This is a genomic window from Lysobacterales bacterium, from assembly GCA_016703225.1.
Taxonomy (GTDB): Bacteria; Pseudomonadota; Gammaproteobacteria; order Xanthomonadales; family Ahniellaceae; genus JADKHK01.
This window is the reverse complement of record JADJCM010000010.1, coordinates 122260-142514: the sequence shown is the minus strand read 5'-3', so window position 1 is coordinate 142514 and position 20255 is coordinate 122260. Positions and strand designations below refer to the sequence as shown.

At 66.8% G+C, this 20255-nt stretch carries 19 protein-coding genes and 1 pseudogene; 12 read left to right on the top strand and 8 right to left on the bottom strand.

Going from position 1 to position 20255, the window contains the following annotated elements; genetic code table 11:
• Nucleotides 1–45: 45 nt before the first annotated feature.
• The gene (locus IPG63_19115; GenBank protein ID MBK6729268.1) at nt 46–1965 is read right to left on the bottom strand and encodes a nitrous-oxide reductase; all 1920 of its coding nucleotides are present in this window, start codon (nt 1963–1965) and stop codon (nt 46–48) included.
• A gap of 202 nt (nt 1966–2167) precedes the next feature.
• Here IPG63_19115 and IPG63_19110 point away from each other — a divergent pair, with 202 nt between their 5' ends.
• The 11 genes and pseudogenes from IPG63_19110 to IPG63_19060 all read left to right on the top strand — a co-directional run bounded on the left by IPG63_19110 (nt 2168) and on the right by IPG63_19060 (nt 14042).
• On the top strand, nt 2168–3205 hold the full coding sequence (locus IPG63_19110; GenBank protein ID MBK6729267.1) for an FAD:protein FMN transferase: 1038 nt from the start codon (nt 2168–2170) through the stop codon (nt 3203–3205).
• 122 nt (nt 3206–3327) lie between these two features.
• Nucleotides 3328–3429, top strand: a pseudogene (locus IPG63_19105) (type II toxin-antitoxin system HigB family toxin).
• On the top strand, nt 3429–3788 hold the full coding sequence (locus IPG63_19100; protein ID MBK6729266.1) for a transcriptional regulator: 360 nt from the start codon (nt 3429–3431) through the stop codon (nt 3786–3788). Before IPG63_19105 ends, IPG63_19100 begins: the two are co-directional and overlap by 1 nt.
• An 88-nt stretch (nt 3789–3876) precedes the next feature.
• Nucleotides 3877–5604 carry an STAS domain-containing protein gene (locus IPG63_19095; protein MBK6729265.1) on the top strand — a complete coding sequence of 576 codons (1728 nt, stop codon included), beginning with the start codon at nt 3877–3879 and terminating at the stop codon, nt 5602–5604.
• 70 nt (nt 5605–5674) lie between these two features.
• The gene (locus IPG63_19090; protein MBK6729264.1) at nt 5675–7039 is read left to right on the top strand and encodes a hypothetical protein; all 1365 of its coding nucleotides are present in this window, start codon (nt 5675–5677) and stop codon (nt 7037–7039) included.
• An 85-nt stretch (nt 7040–7124) separates the two neighbouring features.
• The gene (gene cysD, locus IPG63_19085; protein MBK6729263.1) at nt 7125–8024 is read left to right on the top strand and encodes a sulfate adenylyltransferase subunit CysD; all 900 of its coding nucleotides are present in this window, start codon (nt 7125–7127) and stop codon (nt 8022–8024) included.
• Nucleotides 8024–9991: a sulfate adenylyltransferase subunit CysN gene (gene cysN / locus IPG63_19080; GenBank protein MBK6729262.1), complete on the top strand. Its 1968-nt coding sequence runs from the start codon at nt 8024–8026 to the stop codon at nt 9989–9991. The genes cysD and cysN overlap by 1 nt, the downstream gene beginning before the upstream one ends.
• Nucleotides 9992–10209: 218 nt before the next feature.
• Nucleotides 10210–10764, top strand: a complete 555-nt coding sequence (locus IPG63_19075; GenBank protein ID MBK6729261.1) for an RNA polymerase sigma factor — start codon at nt 10210–10212, stop codon at nt 10762–10764.
• Nucleotides 10761–11630: a hypothetical protein gene (locus IPG63_19070; protein MBK6729260.1), complete on the top strand. Its 870-nt coding sequence runs from the start codon at nt 10761–10763 to the stop codon at nt 11628–11630. Before IPG63_19075 ends, IPG63_19070 begins: the two co-directional genes overlap by 4 nt.
• Nucleotides 11627–12220, top strand: a complete 594-nt coding sequence (locus tag IPG63_19065; protein MBK6729259.1) for a YigZ family protein — start codon at nt 11627–11629, stop codon at nt 12218–12220. The genes IPG63_19070 and IPG63_19065 overlap by 4 nt, the downstream gene beginning before the upstream one ends.
• Nucleotides 12221–12269: 49 nt before the next feature.
• On the top strand, nt 12270–14042 hold the full coding sequence (locus IPG63_19060; GenBank protein MBK6729258.1) for an ATP-binding cassette domain-containing protein: 1773 nt from the start codon (nt 12270–12272) through the stop codon (nt 14040–14042).
• Between the two features lie 92 nt (nt 14043–14134).
• Here IPG63_19060 and IPG63_19055 read toward each other — a convergent pair whose 3' ends face one another.
• From IPG63_19055 to IPG63_19040, 4 genes are all read right to left on the bottom strand, one after another.
• Complete coding sequence (locus tag IPG63_19055; GenBank protein MBK6729257.1) at nt 14135–14836, bottom strand: histidine phosphatase family protein; 702 nt, start codon at nt 14834–14836, stop codon at nt 14135–14137.
• A 58-nt stretch (nt 14837–14894) separates the two neighbouring features.
• Complete coding sequence (locus IPG63_19050; GenBank protein MBK6729256.1) at nt 14895–16415, bottom strand: right-handed parallel beta-helix repeat-containing protein; 1521 nt, start codon at nt 16413–16415, stop codon at nt 14895–14897.
• 107 nt (nt 16416–16522) lie between these two features.
• Nucleotides 16523–16840, bottom strand: a complete 318-nt coding sequence (locus IPG63_19045; protein ID MBK6729255.1) for a BrnA antitoxin family protein — start codon at nt 16838–16840, stop codon at nt 16523–16525.
• On the bottom strand, nt 16803–17078 hold the full coding sequence (locus IPG63_19040; GenBank protein MBK6729254.1) for a BrnT family toxin: 276 nt from the start codon (nt 17076–17078) through the stop codon (nt 16803–16805). The genes IPG63_19045 and IPG63_19040 overlap by 38 nt, the downstream gene beginning before the upstream one ends.
• Before the next feature lie 200 nt (nt 17079–17278).
• On the opposite strand from IPG63_19040, the gene IPG63_19035 reads away from it, so the two are divergent.
• Complete coding sequence (locus tag IPG63_19035) at nt 17279–18019, top strand: hypothetical protein (protein MBK6729253.1); 741 nt, start codon at nt 17279–17281, stop codon at nt 18017–18019.
• 146 nt (nt 18020–18165) lie between these two features.
• On the opposite strand, the gene IPG63_19030 is transcribed toward IPG63_19035, so the two are convergent.
• From IPG63_19030 to IPG63_19020, 3 genes are all read right to left on the bottom strand, one after another.
• Nucleotides 18166–18378: a type II toxin-antitoxin system HicA family toxin gene (locus IPG63_19030; GenBank protein MBK6729252.1), complete on the bottom strand. Its 213-nt coding sequence runs from the start codon at nt 18376–18378 to the stop codon at nt 18166–18168.
• Nucleotides 18375–18584, bottom strand: a complete 210-nt coding sequence (locus IPG63_19025; GenBank protein ID MBK6729251.1) for a type II toxin-antitoxin system HicB family antitoxin — start codon at nt 18582–18584, stop codon at nt 18375–18377. The genes IPG63_19030 and IPG63_19025 overlap by 4 nt, the downstream gene beginning before the upstream one ends.
• Before the next feature lie 74 nt (nt 18585–18658).
• On the bottom strand, nt 18659–20239 hold the full coding sequence (locus IPG63_19020; protein ID MBK6729250.1) for an MFS transporter: 1581 nt from the start codon (nt 20237–20239) through the stop codon (nt 18659–18661).
• Nucleotides 20240–20255 lie beyond the last annotated feature (16 nt).

Below are 20255 nucleotides of genomic sequence, written 5' to 3'. Positions count from 1 at the left end.
CCGGCAGCGGCAGACCCCCGCCGCTGCCGCCTCGCCGCACGTCGACTAGCCTTCGACGATCATGCGCGAACGCATTTCCAGATGCAGCGCGTGGCAGAAGTGCGTGCAATAGCACCAGAACACGCCCGCCTTGTCGGCGGTGAAGGTCACCGACGCGGTCTCCTGCGGATTGACGATGAAGTTGACGTTGTGGTTCGGGATGGCGAAGCCGTGGGTCAGGTCCTCGACCTTGTCCAGGTTGGTCAGGATCAACGTGACCTCATCACCCTTCTTGAGCTTGAAGTCGCGCAGGCTGAACGCCGGCGCCTGCGAGGTCATCTTGACGGTGACCTTGCGGCCGTCGCGGAACACACCGGACTCCTTCGGGTCCTTGATCGCATTCGGGAACTCTTCGAGCGTGTACACCTGCTTCGGGCGCAGCAGGTCGCGCTTGAAGATGATGAAGTCGTGCGGTTCGCCACGCACCGGATGGTCGGCGAGCAGCACCATCTTGTCGCCGGAGATGTCGATCAACTGCTCGTTCTCCGGGTGCAACGGCCCCACCGGCAGGAAACGGTCCTTGGAGAACTTGCAACCGACCGCCAGGTACTTGCCGTCGGCAGCGCGCGTCTCCGACTGCGACGCGTTCAGGTGCCCGGGCTGGTACGACAGGTCGAGACGATCGAGCACGTACTGCGCGGTCTTGTCGCCGGCGTGGAACTTGATCGCGGCATCCACGTTCCATTTCACCACCTGGCTGTCGAGGAACAGCGTGGTGTAGGCGTTGCCACGGCCATCGAACGCCGTGTGCAACGGGCCCAAACCCAGCTCGACCTCGGCGACGATGGCGTCGTCGAGCTTGGCCAGCTTGCCGTCGAAATAGTCGAGCACGCGCGACAGCTCGATCACCGTACCGGTCGGCGACAGCTTGCCGGCGCAGATGAAATACTTGCCGTCCGGGCTGGCATTCACGCCGTGCGGGTTCTTCGGTACCGGCACATAGGCGGTCAGCGCCGTGGCCGGGTCCTGGTTGGCGGCGCGGGTGCCATCGACCACCGGCACCTTGGAATCGCCGTAGGTCTTGAAGCTGCCGGCCTTCACCGCCGCCTCGATGCGCGCGATGTTGAAGAACACGCAGGCGTCGCGTTCGGCCGCCATCATCTCTTCGTAGAGCGCGCCCATCTCGATGTTGTACTGGTTGGTCGCGGCGAGCTTGCCGTCGTAGGAGGTGGCGACCAGATCGCAGTTGCCATCGAGCAGCACCTGCCAGCGCACTTCCATGGTCTCGGCATCGACGCAGCTGAACAGCGAGCGGTACTGGCTGGCGTCGTCGCTGCCGGTGTTCGGCAGCGGGATCGAGAACTCGCCGCCGCAGAACACGCGCGTGGTGTAGTTGATCGCCGCATCGACCGGATCGGCTTTGTCCGGGAAGATGCCGTGGAAACCCTGCACGTTGGGCAGGTCGGTGATCTTGTCGCAGACGAAGTAGTCGAGGCGGATGCGGGCCACGCGGGCGTTGATCTTGTCGTTGATCCAGGCGTAGCGGCCGTCGTAGTTGCCGTCCTTGTACGAGGCATGGGTGTGATGGGTGTCGGCGACGTGGTAGCGCAGGCTGCCGTCGGCCTTGGTGCCCATCACCTTCTTCGATTCATTGGTGATGCCCCAGCCGACCAACGCGTCCGGCACGAAGCAGGGAATGCGCGTGATCTCGCGCCCGGAAGGCAGGCCGAGCACGCGCATGTCGCCGGTGTGTCCGCCACTCCACAGGCCGTAGTAGGTGTCGAGTTCGCCGGGCTTGAGGTGGACGCTGGCGGCGTGGTCACTGCCGCCTGCGGCGGCTACCGGCGCCACTGGCGGCGCCGCGCTGTTCGGCTTTTCCGAACAGGCGGCCACGCCAGCCAGACCGGCGAGCGCGGTGTAGTTGATGAACTTGCGGCGGCCAAGCATCGCGGAGGCCGAATCTTCCTGCACTTTGTTGTCGCTCATGTCTTGATCCTCGTCAGCGCCCTGTCCGGATCTCGGACTCGCGGGCGGGTTGGAAACGTCGTTCTGCCGCCGAGCATGTTGATCCTGTCGACTTCGTGCGCGATTGACATCGGTCAATCCTGCACATGCGATCGTGATTGGCCATGCACGCCGTGCTCTATAGACTGCAAGGTCAGCCCACGCCCAGGCGCGACACCGCAGCATGAAGCCCGAAATTCTCGATGCCCGACAACGCGCCCGCCGTCGCCTGAGCCAGGCGCTGCCGCTGCTGGCGTGCGGGCTGGTGCTGCCGCCGGTGCGGGCGCGCAGCGGCGTCTATCAGGGCTCGCGACCATTGATGGGCACCCGCCTCGATCTCACCCTGCAGGGCGATGGCGACGCCGCACTCGCCCGCGCCGCCGAGATCGCCTTTGCCGAGATGGCGCGCCTCGCCGACCTGATGAGCCGCTACCGCGCTACCGGCGCGCTCAATGCCATTCACCTTGCCGCCGGGCTGCAACCGGTGCGCGTGCCGCCGGAGCTGATGCAGGTGCTGCGCATGGCACAGGCGGCGGCACGAGCCAGCGGTGGCGCCTTCGACGCCACCGTCGGTTCGCTGCGCAGCTGGGACTTCAATCCGCAGCAACCCTCGATCGCCAGCGCCGAACAAGTAGCAGCGGAGTTGCCACTGGTCGGCTTCGATGCGCTCGTGCTCGACGAGCGCGCCGGCACCGCCTATCTCGCGCGCCGCGGCGTTCGCCTTGACCTCGGCGGCATCGCCAAGCTGCCGATCCTGGAGGCGGGCATGCAGGTGCTGAATCGCGCAGGCGTGACCAACGCCATGATCAATGGCGGCGGCGATGTACTGGTGCACGGCCAACTCGACGGCCACGACTGGCGCATCGGCCTGCGCGATCCGCGCCGACCGCAGCAACTGCTCGGCACGGTCGCGCTGAGCCGCGGTTTCGTCGCCGCCTCGGGCGACTACGAACGCTTCGTGATGCACCAGGGCCAACGCCTGCACCACGTCCTCGACCCGAAGACCGGCTACCCGACCCGCGGCCCCCACGGCGTCGCCCTGATCAGCGAACACCTCGAAGCCATCAACGGCCTCGGCACCGCCATCATGGTCACCGGCGCCAAAGCCGGCCGCGAACGCCTGCAAGCCCTGCCCGCCGTAGACGCCCTGATCGTCGACGCCGACAACGAACTCTGGCTCTCCCCCGGCATGACCAAGCGCCTGCCGGCAACGACCGGCTGAGGCGCTCGCGGTCGCGCACCGCTCGGGCCCGCCCGGTTCACCTGGAGCGCCGAAATCCTCACGCTTCGACAGGAAAAAGGCGGGGCGCGTGAACTTGTCGCGGTCAGCCCGATGTGTTGTCGTACCGAGTGGTGCTGGCCATCGACTACCAACGACAGTTGGCGAGGGTGCGCTTTGTCGGCACCCATGCGCAGTACGACCGGATCGACGCGGAGAACATCTGATGAACATCAAACCCATCCGCAACAAGACCGACTACAAGCGGGCAATGATTCGGATCGACGAACTTTGGGGCGCGCGTATCGGCAGCCCGGATGGGGACGAACTCGAAGTGCTGGCCGTCCTGGTGGAGCGCTACGAGGCCCAGCACCAGCCGATGCCACCCTCCCATCCCATCGAGGCAATCAAGTTCCGCATGGAACAGCTTGGCCTGACGGCACGCCAGCTGGAGCCATACATTGGCCCCAGCGGGCGCGTGTCGGAGGTGTTGAGTGGCAAGCGCCACCTGAGCCTGACCATGGTGAAGCGGCTGCACGAGGGGCTGCGCATTCCCTACGAAAGCCTGCTGTCGAATACGGCCTGATCCGCAGGCGGCGACGCGATGCGTCAGCGCGCCAGCCTGTCGACTCGCCAACCTCGCGCATCCGGCCACGGTTTGCTAACGTCGGGTGATGCAGCCTGCGAACAGGATCGCCCCGCGACGACCATGGCACCTCTTTGTGCCGAAGCTGGTCAGCGTGCTGCGGCGGGGGTATGGGCTGGGGGACTTTCGCCATGATGTGGTCGCCGGGCTCACGGTCGCGGTGGTCGCGCTGCCGCTGGCGATGGCGCTTGCGATCGCGTCTGGCACGACGCCGGAAAAGGGGTTGCATACGGCGATCATCGCCGGGTTCCTGATCTCGTTCCTCGGTGGCTCGCGCGTGCAAATCGGCGGGCCGACTGCGGCGTTCATTCCGGTGGTGTTCGGGATCATCGAGAAGTTCGGCTATGAAGGGCTGATTCTGTGCACGCTGTTGGCGGGCGTGATGCTGATCGGCGCCGGGCTGCTGCGCCTTGGCACGCTGATGCGCTACATGCCGCAGCCGGTGATCGTCGGCTTCACCGCCGGCATCGCGGTCAGCATCTTTTCGAGCCAGATCAAGGACGCGCTCGGCCTCGACATCGCGAAGTTGCCGGCCGAGTTCCTGCCGCGCTGGCGCACCTATTTCGCTTCGTTCGACAGCTTCGACGCGGCCACCGCCCTGCTCTGCGTCGTCGGCATCGTGAGCCTGGTGCTGATGCGACGCTGGCGGCCGAAGTGGCCGGGGTTCCTGATCGTGGTCGCGCTGGCGGCGGTCGTGGTCACGCTGGGCGGCGTTCCGGTCGACACCATCGCGACGCGCTTCGGCGGCATCCCGTCGAGCTTGCCGAGCTTCGACTTCCCGGTCATTCCCTGGGAGCGCAGCTTCGAGATGCTGCCGGCCAGTTTCACCATCGCCTTTCTCGCCGGGGTCGAGTCGCTGCTCTCGGCGGTGGTCGCCGACGGCATGATCGGCGGACGCCATCGCTCGAATGCGGAACTGGTGGCGCAAGGCGTCGCCAACTGCGGTTCGGCGCTGTTTGGCGGCCTGCCCGCGACCGGCGCCATCGCGCGCACCGCAACCAATGTCCGCGCCGGCGCGCGTTCGCCGATCGCCGGCATCCTGCATGCACTGTTCATCCTCGCGTTCATGCTGGTCGCGGCGCCGCTGATGGGCTACGTGCCGCTGGCGATCCTGGCTTCGGTGCTGCTGGTCGTGGCCTGGAACATGGCCGAAATCCAGCACGTGAAGCACCTGCTGCACGGCCCGGTCGGCGACCGCGTGGTGCTGGTCGTCACCTTCACCCTCACCGTGGTGGCCGATCTCACCGTCGCCATCGAAGTCGGCGTGGTGCTGGCGGCGTTCCTGTTCATGCACCGCATGAGCGAGGTGGTCGAGATCGAATCCGGGCGCAAGCTGATCGAGGACGACGAGGAAGACGCCGGCGCCCCGACGCAACCGGATCAGCGCGCGCAGCTCCCCGCGGGGGTCGAGGCGTTCCAGATCTCCGGGCCGTTGTTCTTCGCCGTCGCCAACCGCCTCGACGACGTGCTCGACCAGTTCGCCGAGCGACCGCAGCTGTTCATTTTGCGCCTGCGCCGGGTGCCGCTGATGGATGCTTCCGGGGCCCAGGCGGTGCGCCAGTTCCTCGACCGTGCCGACAAGCTCGGCATCAAGGTGTTCTTCTCCGGCCTGCAACCACAGCCGCACAAGGTGCTGATGTCGATGAACATCCTGGAGCACCCGAACCTGCTGATGCTGGCCGAGAACTTCGAGATCGCGGTGGAAACCGCACGCGACTTCCTGGAGCAACTGGCGCAACGCAAGGCGCGCGCCTGATCGCGACGGGGCGCGAAGAATCTGCGCGGATTCTGCGTACTGCGAGGCAACCCCAACCTCGGAGTACCCGATGAACTACCTGATGCGCGGCGCCCATGCCGCCCTGTTCGGCCTGGCATCGCTGACGGCGAGCGCGTCGCCGGTGCTCGACCCGGCCTTCGATGGCGATGGCCTGCGGGTGGTGTCTGGGCTCGGCAACGGGGTCAGTTCGGTCGGCTCCTGCCCGGTCGAGGGCGGCAGCCTGGCGGTGGTGGCCTACGACGAACAGGCGACCCAGTTCGTGATCCTGCGCCTGCGACCGGACGGCGATCTCGACACCGCGTTTTCCGGCGACGGCATCGCGCGCGAAACCGCGCCGCCGAGCTGGAATGCAAAAAGCAGCGTGATGGCCTGCAGCGGCGTCAACAACGGCAATGCCTCAGACGACGAGATGGCACTGGCCTTCGTGCAGCGGGGCAACCCCGACCTGACTCGCCTCGCCCGCCTGAATCTGCAAACCGGGCAATTCGCGGCGGACTATTTCGGCCAGACCTCCAGCTACGACATCAGTACGCTCGCCACCGGATCGGCGATGCTGGGCGACACCCGCCTCGGCTCGCTGCTGCGACTGGGGAGCGGCGAATGGCTGCTTGTGGGCCAACTGCAAGGCTTCGGAACAACGCTCGGCTTTGCAGCGCGCTTCAATGCCGCGATGACCTGGGCGAGCGCCGCGGCCACACCCACCTCGGCCGAAGCCAATCCGCAGCACCTGGCCGCGGCGCGCGTCGGCGGCGATGGCCGCATCCACGCGTTGGCACACGGCACCAGCAGCGGCGGCGTCCCCGCGCTGCTGCTGCTGCGTCTGAACAGCACCACGCTGCAGCTCGACTCGGCCACCGCCTACTCGCGCCCTGCCGACTTTCGCGTGCACCGCGGGCGCTCGATCAGCGGCACCACGATGGTGGCCGCCGGCAGCCAACCCCTTGCGCAAGGTGGCGGGCAACCGCTGCTGCTGGTCGCCCACGACAGCGGCGTCCAGGAGCTGGCACTGCCGCTGCCCGAAGCGCTCGGCGGACTGCCGACCAACATCAACGCCTCGACCGCAGCGCTGCCCACGGCCACCGCGGCGGCCGGCGGACGCGCGATCTTCGCGGCCAACCTCGAAGCCGACAACGGCGCAGCGATCGGGTTCTACGTGGCCGTCATCCGGCCGCTGCCCGACCCGTCGGAATACGAGGTGGATACGCGGTTCGGCAACCACGGCGGCGGCAGCTTCCGCTACACCGGCAACGGCGGCTGCTGGGGTTCGCAGGGCCTTGGCAACATCAGTTCCTGGGGCAATGCCACCGCGCTGGTGGCCACTACGTCACCCACCTGCAATTCCGGGGTCGAGCACCCGCTGATCGCACGCATCGACACCCATCCAAACCCCTTGCTCTCCGACTCGTTCGAATAGCCGCTACACGGCATATTCCGGGGCGGCATGGCCACTGCGCATCGCGTCATATCCGTCGCGGCACGCTTTCGCGGACAATGGGCGAATGACGCTGACCCATCTGGACCGGCTCGAAGCCGAGAGCCTGCACATCCTGCGCGAAGTCGCCGCCGAGTTCGCGCGGCCGGTGATGCTGTATTCGATCGGCAAGGACAGCTCGGTGCTGCTGCACCTGTTGCGCAAGGCCTTCCATCCGGCGCCGCCGCCGATCCCGCTGCTGCATGTCGATACCGGCTGGAAGTTCCGCGACATGTACGCGCTGCGCGACCAAGTGCCGGCGCGCTATGGCGTCGAGCTGCGCGTGCACATCAATCCCGACGGGCAGCGCGACGGTGTCGGGCCGATCAGCCACGGCTCGGCCGAGCACACCCGCATCATGAAGACCGAAGGGCTGAAACAGGCGCTGGAGGCCGGCCGTTACGATGCCGCCATCGGCGGAGCACGCCGCGACGAGGAAGCCTCGCGCGCCAAGGAGCGGGTGTTCTCGTTCCGCAGCAGCGCGCATCGCTGGGACCCCAAGCAACAGCGTCCGGAGCCATGGAACCTTTACAACACCCGCATCGCCCCGGGCGAGAGCGTGCGCGTGTTCCCGCTCTCGAACTGGACCGAACTCGACATCTGGCTGTACATCCTGCGCGAACGCATCCCGGTGGTGCCCTTGTACTTCGCGGCCGAGCGGCCGGTGGTCGAACGCGACGGCGCCCTGATCCTAGTCGATGACGAGCGTCTGCCGATGCGGCCCGGGGAGACACCGCAGCTGCGCCGCATCCGCTTCCGCACACTCGGCTGCTATCCGTTGTCGGGCGCGATCGAGTCCGCCGCCGATCGTCTGGAGGCGGTGATAGCGGAGATGCTGGTCGCGCGCCAGTCCGAGCGTCAGGGCCGGCTGATCGACGGCGATGCCGGGGCGTCGATGGAGCAGAAGAAGCAGGAGGGGTATTTCTGATGGTGGGTGTCGGGAAAGCGTCCGGGAGAATCCCGGACCCACAGGAGCTTGGGAAAGCGTCCGGGAGAATCCCGGACCCACAAGAGCCTGGCCTGGAGCTGCAGGCAGGGGCAATTTCGGCGTATCTAGCGCGGCATGAGCGCAAGCCGTTGCTGCGTTTCATCACCTGCGGCAGCGTCGACGACGGCAAGAGCACCCTGATCGGGCGTCTGCTGTACGAGAGCAAGCAGCTCTACGACGACCAGCTTGCGCGCCTCGAACGCGACAGCGCCCGCCACGGCACCCAGGGCGAAGCGATCGACTACGCGCTGCTGCTCGATGGGCTCGCCGCCGAACGCGAGCAAGGCATCACCATCGACGTCGCCTACCGCTTCTTCGGCACCGACCGCCGCCAGTTCATCGTCGCCGACTGCCCCGGGCACGAGCAATACACCCGCAACATGGCCACCGGCGCATCCACTGCGGATGTCGCCGTGGTCCTGGTCGACGCACGCAAGGGCCTGCTCACGCAGACGCGCCGACACAGCTACATCGTCGCCCTGCTCGGCATCCGCGATGTCGTGCTCGCGGTGAACAAGATGGACCTGGTCGGCTACGACCAGTCGCGCTTCGATGCCATCGCCACCGAATACCGCGAGCTTGCGGCCACGCTCGGCATCGCCCGGGTACAGGCGATTCCGCTCTCGGGCCTGGTCGGCGACAACGTGATCGCGCGCTCGACCGCCACGCCGTGGTACGCCGGGCCGCCCCTGCTCGAACACCTGGAAATACAGCCGCTACCCGACGACGACACCGCGACGCCACTGCGCATGCCGGTGCAGTGGGTGTGCCGACCGCACGCCGATTTCCGCGGCTATGCCGGGCTGATCGCAAGCGGTCGCGTGCAGCTCGGCGACGAACTGGTGTCGCTGCCTTCGGGCCGCCATGCGCGCGTCGCCAGCATCGCCGTCGGCGACGCTGCACGCGAATCCGCACAGGCCGGCGAGTCGGCATTGATCGCGCTCGATCACGAGATCGACGTCAGCCGCGGCGACGTGCTCGCGTCCGCCGCCGCGCCGTGTGCGATCGCCGACCAGTTCGCGGTGCAGCTGCTGTGGCTCGACGACGCGCCGCTGATGCCGGGCCGGCGCTATCTGCTGAAGTCCGCTGCGCGCACGGTGACGGCGCAGGTCACCGCGATCAAGCACAAGGTCGATGTGAACACCCAGGAGCACCTGGCCGCGACGCGGCTGCTGCTGAACGAGGTCGCGGTGTGCAACCTGTCGCTGGACCAGGACATCGCGTTCGCGCCCTACGCCGAGAATCGCGCGCTCGGCGCCTTCATCCTGATCGACCGCAGCAGCAACGCCACCGTCGCGATGGGGCGCATCGAGTTCGCGCTGCGCCGCGCCAGCAACGTGCACTGGCAGGCGCTCGATGTGGGCAAGCAGGCGCGCGCCGCGATCAAGGGCCAGGTGCCGCGCTGCCTGTGGTTCACCGGGCTGTCGGGCTCGGGCAAGTCGACCATCGCGAACCTGGTCGAGAAGCGCCTGCTCGCCAGCGGCCACCACACCTACCTGCTCGATGGCGACAACGTGCGCCACGGCCTCAACCGCGATCTCGGCTTCAGCGCCGAGGATCGCGTCGAGAACATCCGCCGTGTCTCCGAAGTCGCGCGCCTGATGGTCGATGCCGGGCTGATCGTGATCGTGTCCTTCATCTCGCCCTTCCGCGATGAGCGGCGAATGGCGCGCGAGCGCTTTGCCGACGGCGAGTTCATCGAAGTGTTCGTCGACACCCCGCTCGAAGTCTGCGAGCAACGCGACGTCAAAGGCCTGTACGCGAAGGCCCGCGCCGGCCTGATCCCGAACTTCACCGGCATCGACTCGCCCTACGAGCGTCCCGAGCAGGCCGAGTTGGTGCTCGATACCACGGCGGCGAGCTCGGACCAGTTGGCCATGCGGGTGGTGGAGGCGGTGCTGGGGTAGTCGGAATCGCGGGCCGGAGCCCGCTCCCACAGGTGCTCCAGGAGGGTTTGTCTGTGCACCCGTGGGAGCGGGCTCCGGCCCGCGATGCTCCTGCAAAACCCCGATGCCCCGGCCGCCGCGTTCCACCCCCCATGACCGCCGCCATCGCCCTGTCCCCGCTTCACTTCCCTGCCGCCGAGGCTATGCCGGATGCAGCGCATCGTTTACGCTCGTGGACGATGACCGAACGCAGCGACGAGGAACTGATGCTGGCCTACGCAAGCGGCGACGCGCGTGCGTTCGAGACGCTGTACACGCGTCATCGCGGGCCGTTGTTCCGGTTCCTGTTGCGTGGTCTGAAGCGCCGCGAACTCGCCGACGAGATGTTCCAGGAAGTGTGGGGGCGTGTGATCCAGGCGCGTGCGCGCTATCGCGTCGAGGCCAAGTTCTCGACCTGGCTGCTGCAGATCGCGCACAACCTGGTGATCGACCAGTATCGCCGCGAGCGCCCCGAGGACAACGGCGAAACCGCCGAGAACGCCTTCCGTGTTGCCGAGAACGACGAGCGTGAACGTCCCGAACGCGTGCTCAGCGACTTCGAGCAGTCGCGCCGCCTGCAAGATGCCCTCGCGGAGTTGCCGGCCGAACAACGCGGCGCCTTCCTGCTGCGCGTCGAGAACGGCCTCGGCATCGAGGAAATCGCCGAAGTGATGGCGGTTGGGCGTGAAACCGCGAAATCGCGGCTGCGCTATGCCCTTGAAAAACTGCGATCCAGCTTGAGGTCATGCGCATGAACGACCGCGAGCTCGAAGACCTGATGCGCGACTACGAGGCCGAAGTGGCCGCGTACAAGCGGCTGCCGCAGTCGGAGCCGACCGCGTTGCTCGACCGCGCGGTGCTGACCAAAGCGCGCGCTGCGGTCAGCCACACCTACCGGCCGCCGCGCTGGATCGCGCTGGCCGCGAGCTTTGCCGGCGTCGCCATCGCCGCCGGCATCGGCTGGCGCGTGTACGAGGCACAGGAATCCGCGCGCGGCGAAGCCATGCTCGATGGCGCACGGGCGCGCGAGGAGACCTTTGAGGTCGAGGTGTTGCCGAGTTCCAGCCGCGACCGTGCCAAGGCACTGGAGATGGCGCAATTGCCACCGCCGCCGCCCGCAAAGCCAGAGCCGCAGGCGTTCAACGAAGCCAAGAGCGAGCAGCAATCCCAGCCGGCTGCAGAAGAGGTGGTCCTGGCCGACCGGGCGGAACCAACAGCGAGCGAAGCGCTCTCCGCAGCCGCTGCGCCGGCGCCGCAACGACGTGGCGCGATCGAAGCCGACAAGCGCGCCGATCACGCCACGCGTTCGGCGATGCCGGAGCAGCGCCAGAATCTGGCTGCTCCGGCCACCCCGGCTCCAGCAGCACCGGTCATCGCGCTCGGCAGTGCTGCCGAGGATGCCAAGGACGCCTCAAGCGAACGCATCGACGCCGACCAGGAATCAGGCGCCGGCCGCGCCCAGGAAAAGCAGGATCTGCACGCGCGCGATGAATGGCTGGAGCGCATCCGCCGACTGGTGCGCGAGCGCCGCCACAGCGAAGCGCGCGCCGAACTGCTGCGCTTCCGTGCGGCTTATCCGGATGCCGTGATCCCCCCGGACCTGCGCCGCTTCCAGCCATGAGCCTGCTGCCGACGCTGGCGGCGGCGCATCGCTTCGACATCGAGATCAAGAAGAGCCGCTTCATCGCCCAGGCCGCGCACGCCGACAGCTTGGCCGCGGCGATGGCCTTCATCGCCAGCGCCAGCGACGAGGACGCCCGCCACAACTGCTGGGCCTATCGCATCGGCGAGCTCTATCGATCGGACGATGCCGACGAGCCGGCCGGAACCGCGGGCCGTCCCATTCTGGCTGCGATCGACGGCCAGGGGCTGGACCAGGTCGTGGTCGTGGTCACGCGCTGGTTCGGCGGAATCAAGCTCGGCGCGGGCGGACTGGTACGCGCCTATGGCGGTGCTGCGGCCGAATGCCTGCGCACCGCGCCGCGGCAACTGCGTGAGCGCATGTGCGAGATCGAAATCAGTCTTGGTTTTGCGCATCTGGGTGCCGCCCATGCGCTGATCGACAGCAGCAGCGCCGAGAAACTGGAGGAACGCTTCAACGCCGACGGCGTGCAGCTGCGCCTGCGCGTGCGTGCCGACCAGGTCGAACGATTCGGCCAGCAACTGCGCGACGCCAGCCGCGGCCAGGCGACCATGCGCCTGATCGATTGAGGCTGCGCGACGCGCTTGCGTCGGCCATCGCCGCCCCCACATCGCAGCGATGTCCACGCCCGAAGCAAGTCCCAAGCCCGGCCTGAAGCCGCTGCGCGCAGTGTTGCCGTTCCTGCGCCCCTATCGTCCGCTGGCCGCCGGCTGGCTGCTGTTTCTGATGCTGTCCTCGGGCGCATCGCTGACACTGCCCTGGGCGGTCGGGCAGATGATCGACCACGGTTTCTCCGGCGGTGACCCGGCAGCGATCGACCGCAGCTTCCTCGGACTGTTCCTCGTTGCCGGCGTACTCGCGATCGCCACCGCGATGCGCTTCTGGTTCGTCTCGATGCTCGGCGAATCCGTGGTCGCCGACCTGCGGCGTCGGCTCTACGCCCACTTGCTGACGCTCGACGCCGCGTTCTTCGAGCGCAGTCGCAGCGGCGAACTGTTGTCGCGCATCACCGCAGACGCGGAATTGGTACAGACAGTGATTGGCTCGTCGGTATCGGTGGCCCTGCGCAGCGTGGTCATGTTGATCGGCGCCAGCGTGCTGCTCGCGATCACCAGCCCCAAGCTCGCCGGCCTGGCGGCACTGGTGATTCCACTCGCGATCCTGCCGATCGTGTTCTTCGGTCGCCGCGTGCGCGGCTTGTCGAAGGAGTCGCAGGAACGCATCGCCGATGCCACCGCACAAGCCGCGGAGTCGCTTGGCGCGATCCAGACGTTGCAGGCGTACACGCGCGAAGTCGCGGAGTCGCGGCGTTTCGACGGTGCCATCCTGCGTGCGCTCGGCACGGCGCGCCGGCGCATCTCGACGCGGGCATGGCTGACGCTGATGGTGATCCTGCTGGTGTTCGGCGCGATCACCCTGGTGCTGTGGGTCGGCGCCAAGGACGTGCTTGCCGGCGCGATGACCGCCGGAACCCTGGGCCAGTTCGTGTTCTACGCGGTCACCGCTGCCGCTTCGGTCGGCGCACTCACCGAAGTCTGGGGCGAGGTGCAGCGCGCCGCCGGCGCGATGGAGCGCATCGCCGAACTGCTCGCCACCGTGCCCGCAGTGCGCGATCGCGCCGATGCCAAGGCAAGGTCCAATACACCGCGCGGCGCGATCCGCTTCGAGCACGTGCGCTTTCGCTACCCGAGCCGACCCGGGCAGATCGCGCTCGACGACTTCTCGCTCGACATCCGCCCCGGCGAAACCATCGCCCTGGTCGGCCCAAGCGGCGCTGGCAAGAGCACCCTTTTCCAGCTGTTGCTGCGCTTCCATGAGGCCGAATCCGGCCGCATCCTGATCGACGACCACGCCATCGATCAGATGCCACTCGCCGACTTGCGCAACGGCATCGCGCTGGTGCCTCAGCACCCGGTGATCTTCGCGATGGATGCCGCCGCCAACATCGCGCTCGGCGGTGACGGTGCCGACCAGGCCGCGATCGAACGGGCCGCGCGCGCAGCGCAGGCACACGAGTTCATTCTCGCCCAACCCGGCGGCTACGCCGCCGAACTCGGCGAACGCGGCGTGCGCCTCTCCGGCGGCCAGCGCCAGCGCATCGCGATCGCACGCGCGCTACTGCGCGACGCCCCGATCCTGCTGCTCGACGAAGCCACCAGCGCGCTCGACGCGCAATCCGAAGCGGCGATCCAGCAAGCGATCGACGCCGTGGTCGGCAGCCGCACCACGATCATCATCGCCCACCGCCTCGCCACCGTGCAGAAAGCCGACCGCATCGTCGTCCTCGACCACGGCCGCATCCAGGCCATCGGCAGTCACGCCGAACTGATCCAGGCCGGTGGCCTCTACGCCGAGTTGGCGCGGCTGCAGTTTTCGATGCCCGCCGACTAAGAAACCTGCATCGCAACGCTACTGCCGATGCGCCTCGCTGCGCTCGGCACATCCTACGGGGAATGGCTTGGCGTGCGAGTTGGCTCGGGGGCCTACTTGGCGGGGACTGCGAGCTTGCGTTCGGGGTCGCCAAGTGCGCCGGTCTGGAGGTTGGCGGGGAGGTGGCCAATGTCACCGGAGCCGACCAAGCGGATGCTGCCGTCGGCTTCGATGCGGATCGTGGTCAGGCTGGTGTGGCCGACCGAGAGATCGAGCCAGGCGCCGGCATCGACGGCCAGTGCCTTGGTCGTCAGGTAGCGGATCACGTTGCCGTGACAGACCAGCAACTCGCGGCGCGGCGCGCCGGTGGCGGGCTTGACGTGTTCGGCGAACAGGCGGTCGAGTTGTTCAGTGCAGGCCTTCAGCGCTTCCGCGGGCACGCCGGCCACGGCTTGCGGGCGGCGCGTCGGTGGCGTGCACTCGGCGAGGTCGGCGATGGTGGACATAGGCACGCCGGGGAGATCGTCGGCGATGACGCGCGCGGTTTCCTGGGCGCGGGTCAACGGGCTCGCGAGGATGGCATCGAAGCGCTGTGGCAGGCCGGCCAGGCGCGCGCCGAGCAATTGCGCCTGCGCGATGCCGAGCGATGACAGGCCCGGGCCGAGCTTGGGATCGGCAGCGGGATCGGCTTCGTAGTGCCCGTGTCGCGCCAGCACCAGGATGCGCGCGGCGGCGGGTGCGGCAGGCACCGACTCGGCGTGCGCGGCGGCGGCGAACGACAGCAGTGCAAGGCAGACGACGAAGGATCGGAACATGGCGCTTCCCGTGGTTGCGAGGGCCCCGATTGTGGCGCGAATCGGCGTGGCGGCGCAGCTACTCGAACTGGTTGCGGAAGATCGCGTCGACGATGGTGCTCTCGACCGCGCCGATGTCGCAGCGGGCGATGCCGTCGCCGTCGCCATCGACCGGGCGCATGACGTAGCGCGCGTCGAAGGGTGCGCAGCCATTCGGGTCGCCGCCATCGATCGCGGGGCTGCCATAGGCCGGCATCAGTGTCGGCACGTAGCCGCCGCTGAGCGTGGGCGCCTGCAGCCAGTTCATGTAGTCGACATGTTGGCTGCCGCTGTCGTTCGCAATCAGGCAGCTGCCGCCGAAATACAGGTTGTAGCCCGCTACGCCACCCTGGCTCGCGGCCAGACTTGAGTCGCAGGCCGGTATGCCGCCGTTGATCAGGTTATGCTGCAACGACGGCAAGGCGTTGACCATCAACGCGAGCTGGTCGGGCAGACCGGTCGATCCGGAAACATTGTCGTGGAAGGTGTTGTGCTCGACCGTCGCCGTGCAGCAGTTGACGAAGGCCAGGCCACCGCCGGTGGCGTTGGCATGGTTTGCGAAAAACGTGTTGTTGCGCGCAATCACGTTGGTCGTCAATGACTGGATGAAGCCGACCGCGCCGCCACGATTGCCGCGGTTGTCGTGGAAGTAATTGTTCTCCAGCAGCACGTTGTTGGGGCCATTGCCGTAGTAGACGATGGCGCCACCGTCACCGGTGCCGTCGATGTCCTGGCTCACGGTCGGGTTGCGGCACGAATTGCGGTTGCCCTCGAACTGTGTATCACGGACCGTCACCGCGATGCCGCTGCCCGGCATGTTCAGCGCCAGCGCACCGCCGTGGCCGCTGCTGCAGAAACTCGGCAGCGAGTTGTTGAGGTAGACGCGGTTGTTCTGGAACACGCTGCGCTCGATGCTGACCGCGTGTGCGCCTTCCTTGTATACGGCGCCGCCGAGCGCGTCATTGGCGGCGACCGGGATCACGGCCTCGCTCAGAATGCTGTTGTTGCTGAAGACCGAGTCGTTGATGACCAGCGCCCCGGCCGCGAACAATGCGCCGCCGCGCACGCCGGGCGTCGCTGATTGATAGTAGACGTGGCAGTCCTCGACGCGGACCGCGTTCAAGGTCAGCGCGGTGTTTGCGTTGCGCACGCGGATGCAGCCGCCGGCATCGATGCGCCCGCCGCGGCGCAGGGTGATTGCCCGCAGTTCCAGCGATTGCACCGTCGATCCGCTCGCCACCGAAATCTGGCCATGGCCGTTGCCATCGACGACCACGCCGCCGCTCATGTCCGAAGCGTCGATGCGCACCTGCGCACCAACGATGTCCGGCATCGGCTGGTTCAACCAGATCACGTTGCTGCCCGCCGGCAGCGCGAAACGGATCTCCTGCACGCCGGCATACCCCGACTGCAACCCCTGCACCGCCGCCAGCAACGAACCCGGCCCGAAGGCGGCCGTGGTCGTCACCCACGTCGTCAGCGTCTGCGCCGACACCGCTTGGGCGAACAACGTCAGCAGCAGCGCAATCACGCCACCCCATCCACGAATCACGCGCACCATCCGGCCATCTCCTCGGGAACCGGAGACAGCTACGCAACAAGGCGATCGCGATTGTCACGCTTACGTGGGTTCGGCTTTGGCCGGATGCGCTCCCCCGCCCAGCAAACTCAACCGCGCAGCTCTTCCCGAATCGTCTTGCGGATGGCCGCCTCGATCCGATCTCCGAGCAGCGCATTGCGCAGCGCCTGATTGATGAGCGTCTGGTAGCCGCGCGCACCGGCCCTAGCCTTGTACGCGGCCAGCACGTCGGTATCGATCATGATGGTGATGCGCTCCTTGCCGACGCGCTCGCGCACCGCGGCTTGCCACTCGGTGCGTTCGACCTGCTTGCCGGCAACGCGAAACTTCGCGCGCGCGAAGTCGGAGGCCTTCAGCTTGGGCGCCTCGTCAGAGCCCGACTTCCTGGTAGTAGATGTGCGTTTCATCTCGGTCTGCCTTGCGCATCGAAATCAAGCGAATGGTGTCGGTGCTCTCCACGTGCACGATCAGCACAATCAGCGCATCGAGAACCCCAACTCCGATCATGCGCTGCTCGCCGTAATCTTCTCGATCATCCTCGAACAGCACCATCGGGCCCGCAAACACCCGATGGGCGTCGGCGAAGTCCAATCCGTGCTTCTTCAGGTTGGCTTTCCGCTTGGACTCGTCCCATACGAAGCGCATGAGCCGATGATACGCATACGAATGCATATAGCAAGCGCGAGGTGGGCCGTGCCGAATCGCTCTCCAAACCGATCCGACCAAGGCATTTGGTGGTCGGCGATGCGGGCCATTGGGCAGAACTGCGCATCGTCTCCGGCAGCGGTTCCTGGTGAAGTTCGGGTAGGGTCGCACCATCCTCCCCGCCGCCAGAACCCCTCGCGATGAACTCGACCATGGAATCCGACTTGCCCGCGACGCCTGCGCCCGCACCGCCACCGTTTTCGTTCGCGCTGCTGTTGGCGGATGTCGGGCGTTTCCTGAGCTTCCGCCAGCCGAGCCCGGCGCTGCTGCAGTATTGGCCGGAGTCGCTCGGGTTCGGCCTGGTCGTCACCTGGCTGGCCGGCATCGGTCGCTACTGGGACAACCCGCGCGCCGAGCTTTGGCAACTGGCCGGACTGGGGTCGGTCGCCTATGTGCTGGTGCTGTCCCTGATGCTGTGGCTGCTGATCGCGCCGCTGCGACCGCAGCACTGGTCGTTTCGCAACGTGCTGCTGTTCGTCACGCTGACATCGCCACCGGCCCTGCTCTATGCGATTCCGGTGGAGCGCTTCACCAGCATGGACACCGCGGCGACCCTCAACGCCGGTTTCCTCGCGGTGGTCGCGGTGTGGCGGCTTGCACTCTACGCGGTGTTCCTCCAGCGCGTCGGCCAGCTGTCGGCCTTCGCCGTCGTCATCGGCACACTGCTGCCGATGGCCCTGATCGTATTCGCGCTGACCGTGCTGAACCTGGAACACGTCGTTTTCAGCATCATGTCCGGCATCCGCGATTCGGAGCGCGGCCCCAACGACACCGCCTACGTGGTCGTGCTGGTGACCACCGTGCTCGCGTTCTACGCCTCCCCGTTCCTGCTGCTGGGCTACATCGGCGGCATCTATCACGCGTGGCTGCAGCGGCACTGAGCACGTCGCTCGATCGTCAATGAAAGCGCGGCGCCGACGCCAGATCGGGCCTGCGCCGCACGGATGCACCGTCGCTGCGCCCTTCCGATCCGAAGTGCGTACGCCGCCAAGCGAATGCGCACGCGCGCTCCCGATTGCATCGACTCCTACAGGTCGTTGGGCCGCAAGCCGGTGTGCTTGGCAATGCGCGCAAGCATGCGCGGACCGATCTCGTCGCCGTCGTGAAACGCGAATACGAAATCCGGCCAGTCAGTCCTGGACAACGTCCGGTGAGAACCGGTCTGACGCTTCGGCTGCCATCCGATGCAGATCAGTGCCGCAAGTACTCGCCTCGCCTTGCAGGAAGGCCACTCACTCATGCCGCAACAGGAAGCGAGATGCTGATTTCCAGCGCCCGAACCTCGCCGTGCTCGAGTTGTTCCGCAAGGGCACGCAGCGCCAGTGCTTCGGCGCGACCCATGGCCTCATCGGCGCTGGTGCCATAGGCCATCGCGCCGGGTAGACCGGTCACCTCAGCCAGCCATCGTCCGTCCAGTTCGCGCTCGCACTCGATATTGAACTTCATGGCGATTCTCCGATTTCCCGTTTGATTCTAGCGCCGGTCTTGCGGGTAGACCGACCCCCGCGCCGGTGCTTGCCTCACCCCACCTTGCGGTAGTGGTCCTGCATCGGATAGACGCGGGCGTAGAGCGCGAACAGGGCTGCGCAGACGAGTGCGAAGGCGGCGAAGAAGAACATCAGAAAAGCGTTCGCACTCAAGCCCATCGCGGCGACCTTCTCGAGCACGGCGGGTTGCTTGATCGTGGTGTTGGCAAGCAGCACCCAGAGATTGCCGATGGTCACCGCGAGGTACCAGAAGGCCATGATCACGCCCTTCATCCGCGCCGGCGCCTGGCTGTAGGCGAACTCGAGGCCGGTGGCCGAGACCAGCACTTCGCCAAAGGTCAGCAACGCATACGGCGCGATCTGCCAGGCGAGCGACACCGAATCACCCTGGTCGAGCCAGAGCTGCAGCACGCCGGCGACGATCCAGGCCACGCCCGAAAACGCGATGCCGAAGCCCATGCGCCGCAGCGCCGTCACCTGCAAACCAATGCGGTTCAGCAGCGGATACAGCACGATGTTGTTGAACGGAATCAGCAGCATCACCAGGATCGGATTCAGCGCCTGCATCTGCGCCGCGTCCTTGACCAGCATGCTCGGCCACCACCACAAGTGATCGGGCATCAGCATCGCATTGCCCTGGATCACCCAGGTCGAGGCCTTCTGGTCGAACAGCGACCAGAACGGCGTGGTCAGCGCAAACACGATCAAGATGCGCAGCACGGCGCTGACGCCGTCGACAGCTTCGTCCGGATGCCTGCCGCGCGCGCGTTCGATCTGCAACGAGGTGCCGATGCCGCCGAACGCGATGATGCAGACGATGGCGAGGCAGAACGACGAGACGAGACCGAGCTGGCCGAAGAACGCGAGCGCGACGAACGCCAGCGCGACACCAAGCCAGGCAAGCATCAGTCCGGGATTGGGGACGCCGGCCCGCTGCGTCTTCAGCGCCGTCAGCGACACATTGAGGAAGGAATGCGGGTCGCGCGGCGCTGGCGCCACGTGCACGTACTGGTGACGACCGAGCCAGAAGAAGAAGGTCGCGATCACCATCAGCACGCCGGGCACGCCGAAAGCGACGCTCGGCCCGTAATTTCGCAAGATGATCGGCATGAACAACGACGCGAAGAACGAACCAAAATTGATGATCCAGTAGAACGCGTCGAAGACCAGCTTGGCCTTGTGCTTGTTGCTCTGGTCGAACTGGTCACCCATGAAACTCGCGACCAGCGGCTTGATGCCGCCGGAACCGAGCGCAATCAGCAACAGCCCGCCATAGAAGCCGATGCGGTTCTCGACGAACAGCGCCAGCGAGAACTGGCCGACGCAGTACAGGATCGAGAACCAGAAGATGGTGCGGTACTTGCCGAACACGCGGTCGGCGAGCCAGCCGCCGAGCAGCGGGAAGAAGTACACGCCGATCACGAAGGTGTGGAACACCTCCTTCGACATCGCCGCGCGTTCCGACTCCGGCAGATAGGCAAGCAGGACGCTGCTGATCAGGAAGTTGGTGAGGATGTTGCGCATGCCGTAGAAGCTGAAGCGTTCGCAGGCTTCGTTGGCGATGATGTAGGGAATCTGGCGCGGCATCCGGCCGCTGTTGGCGCTTGCGCTCATCGGGTCACTTCGGTGA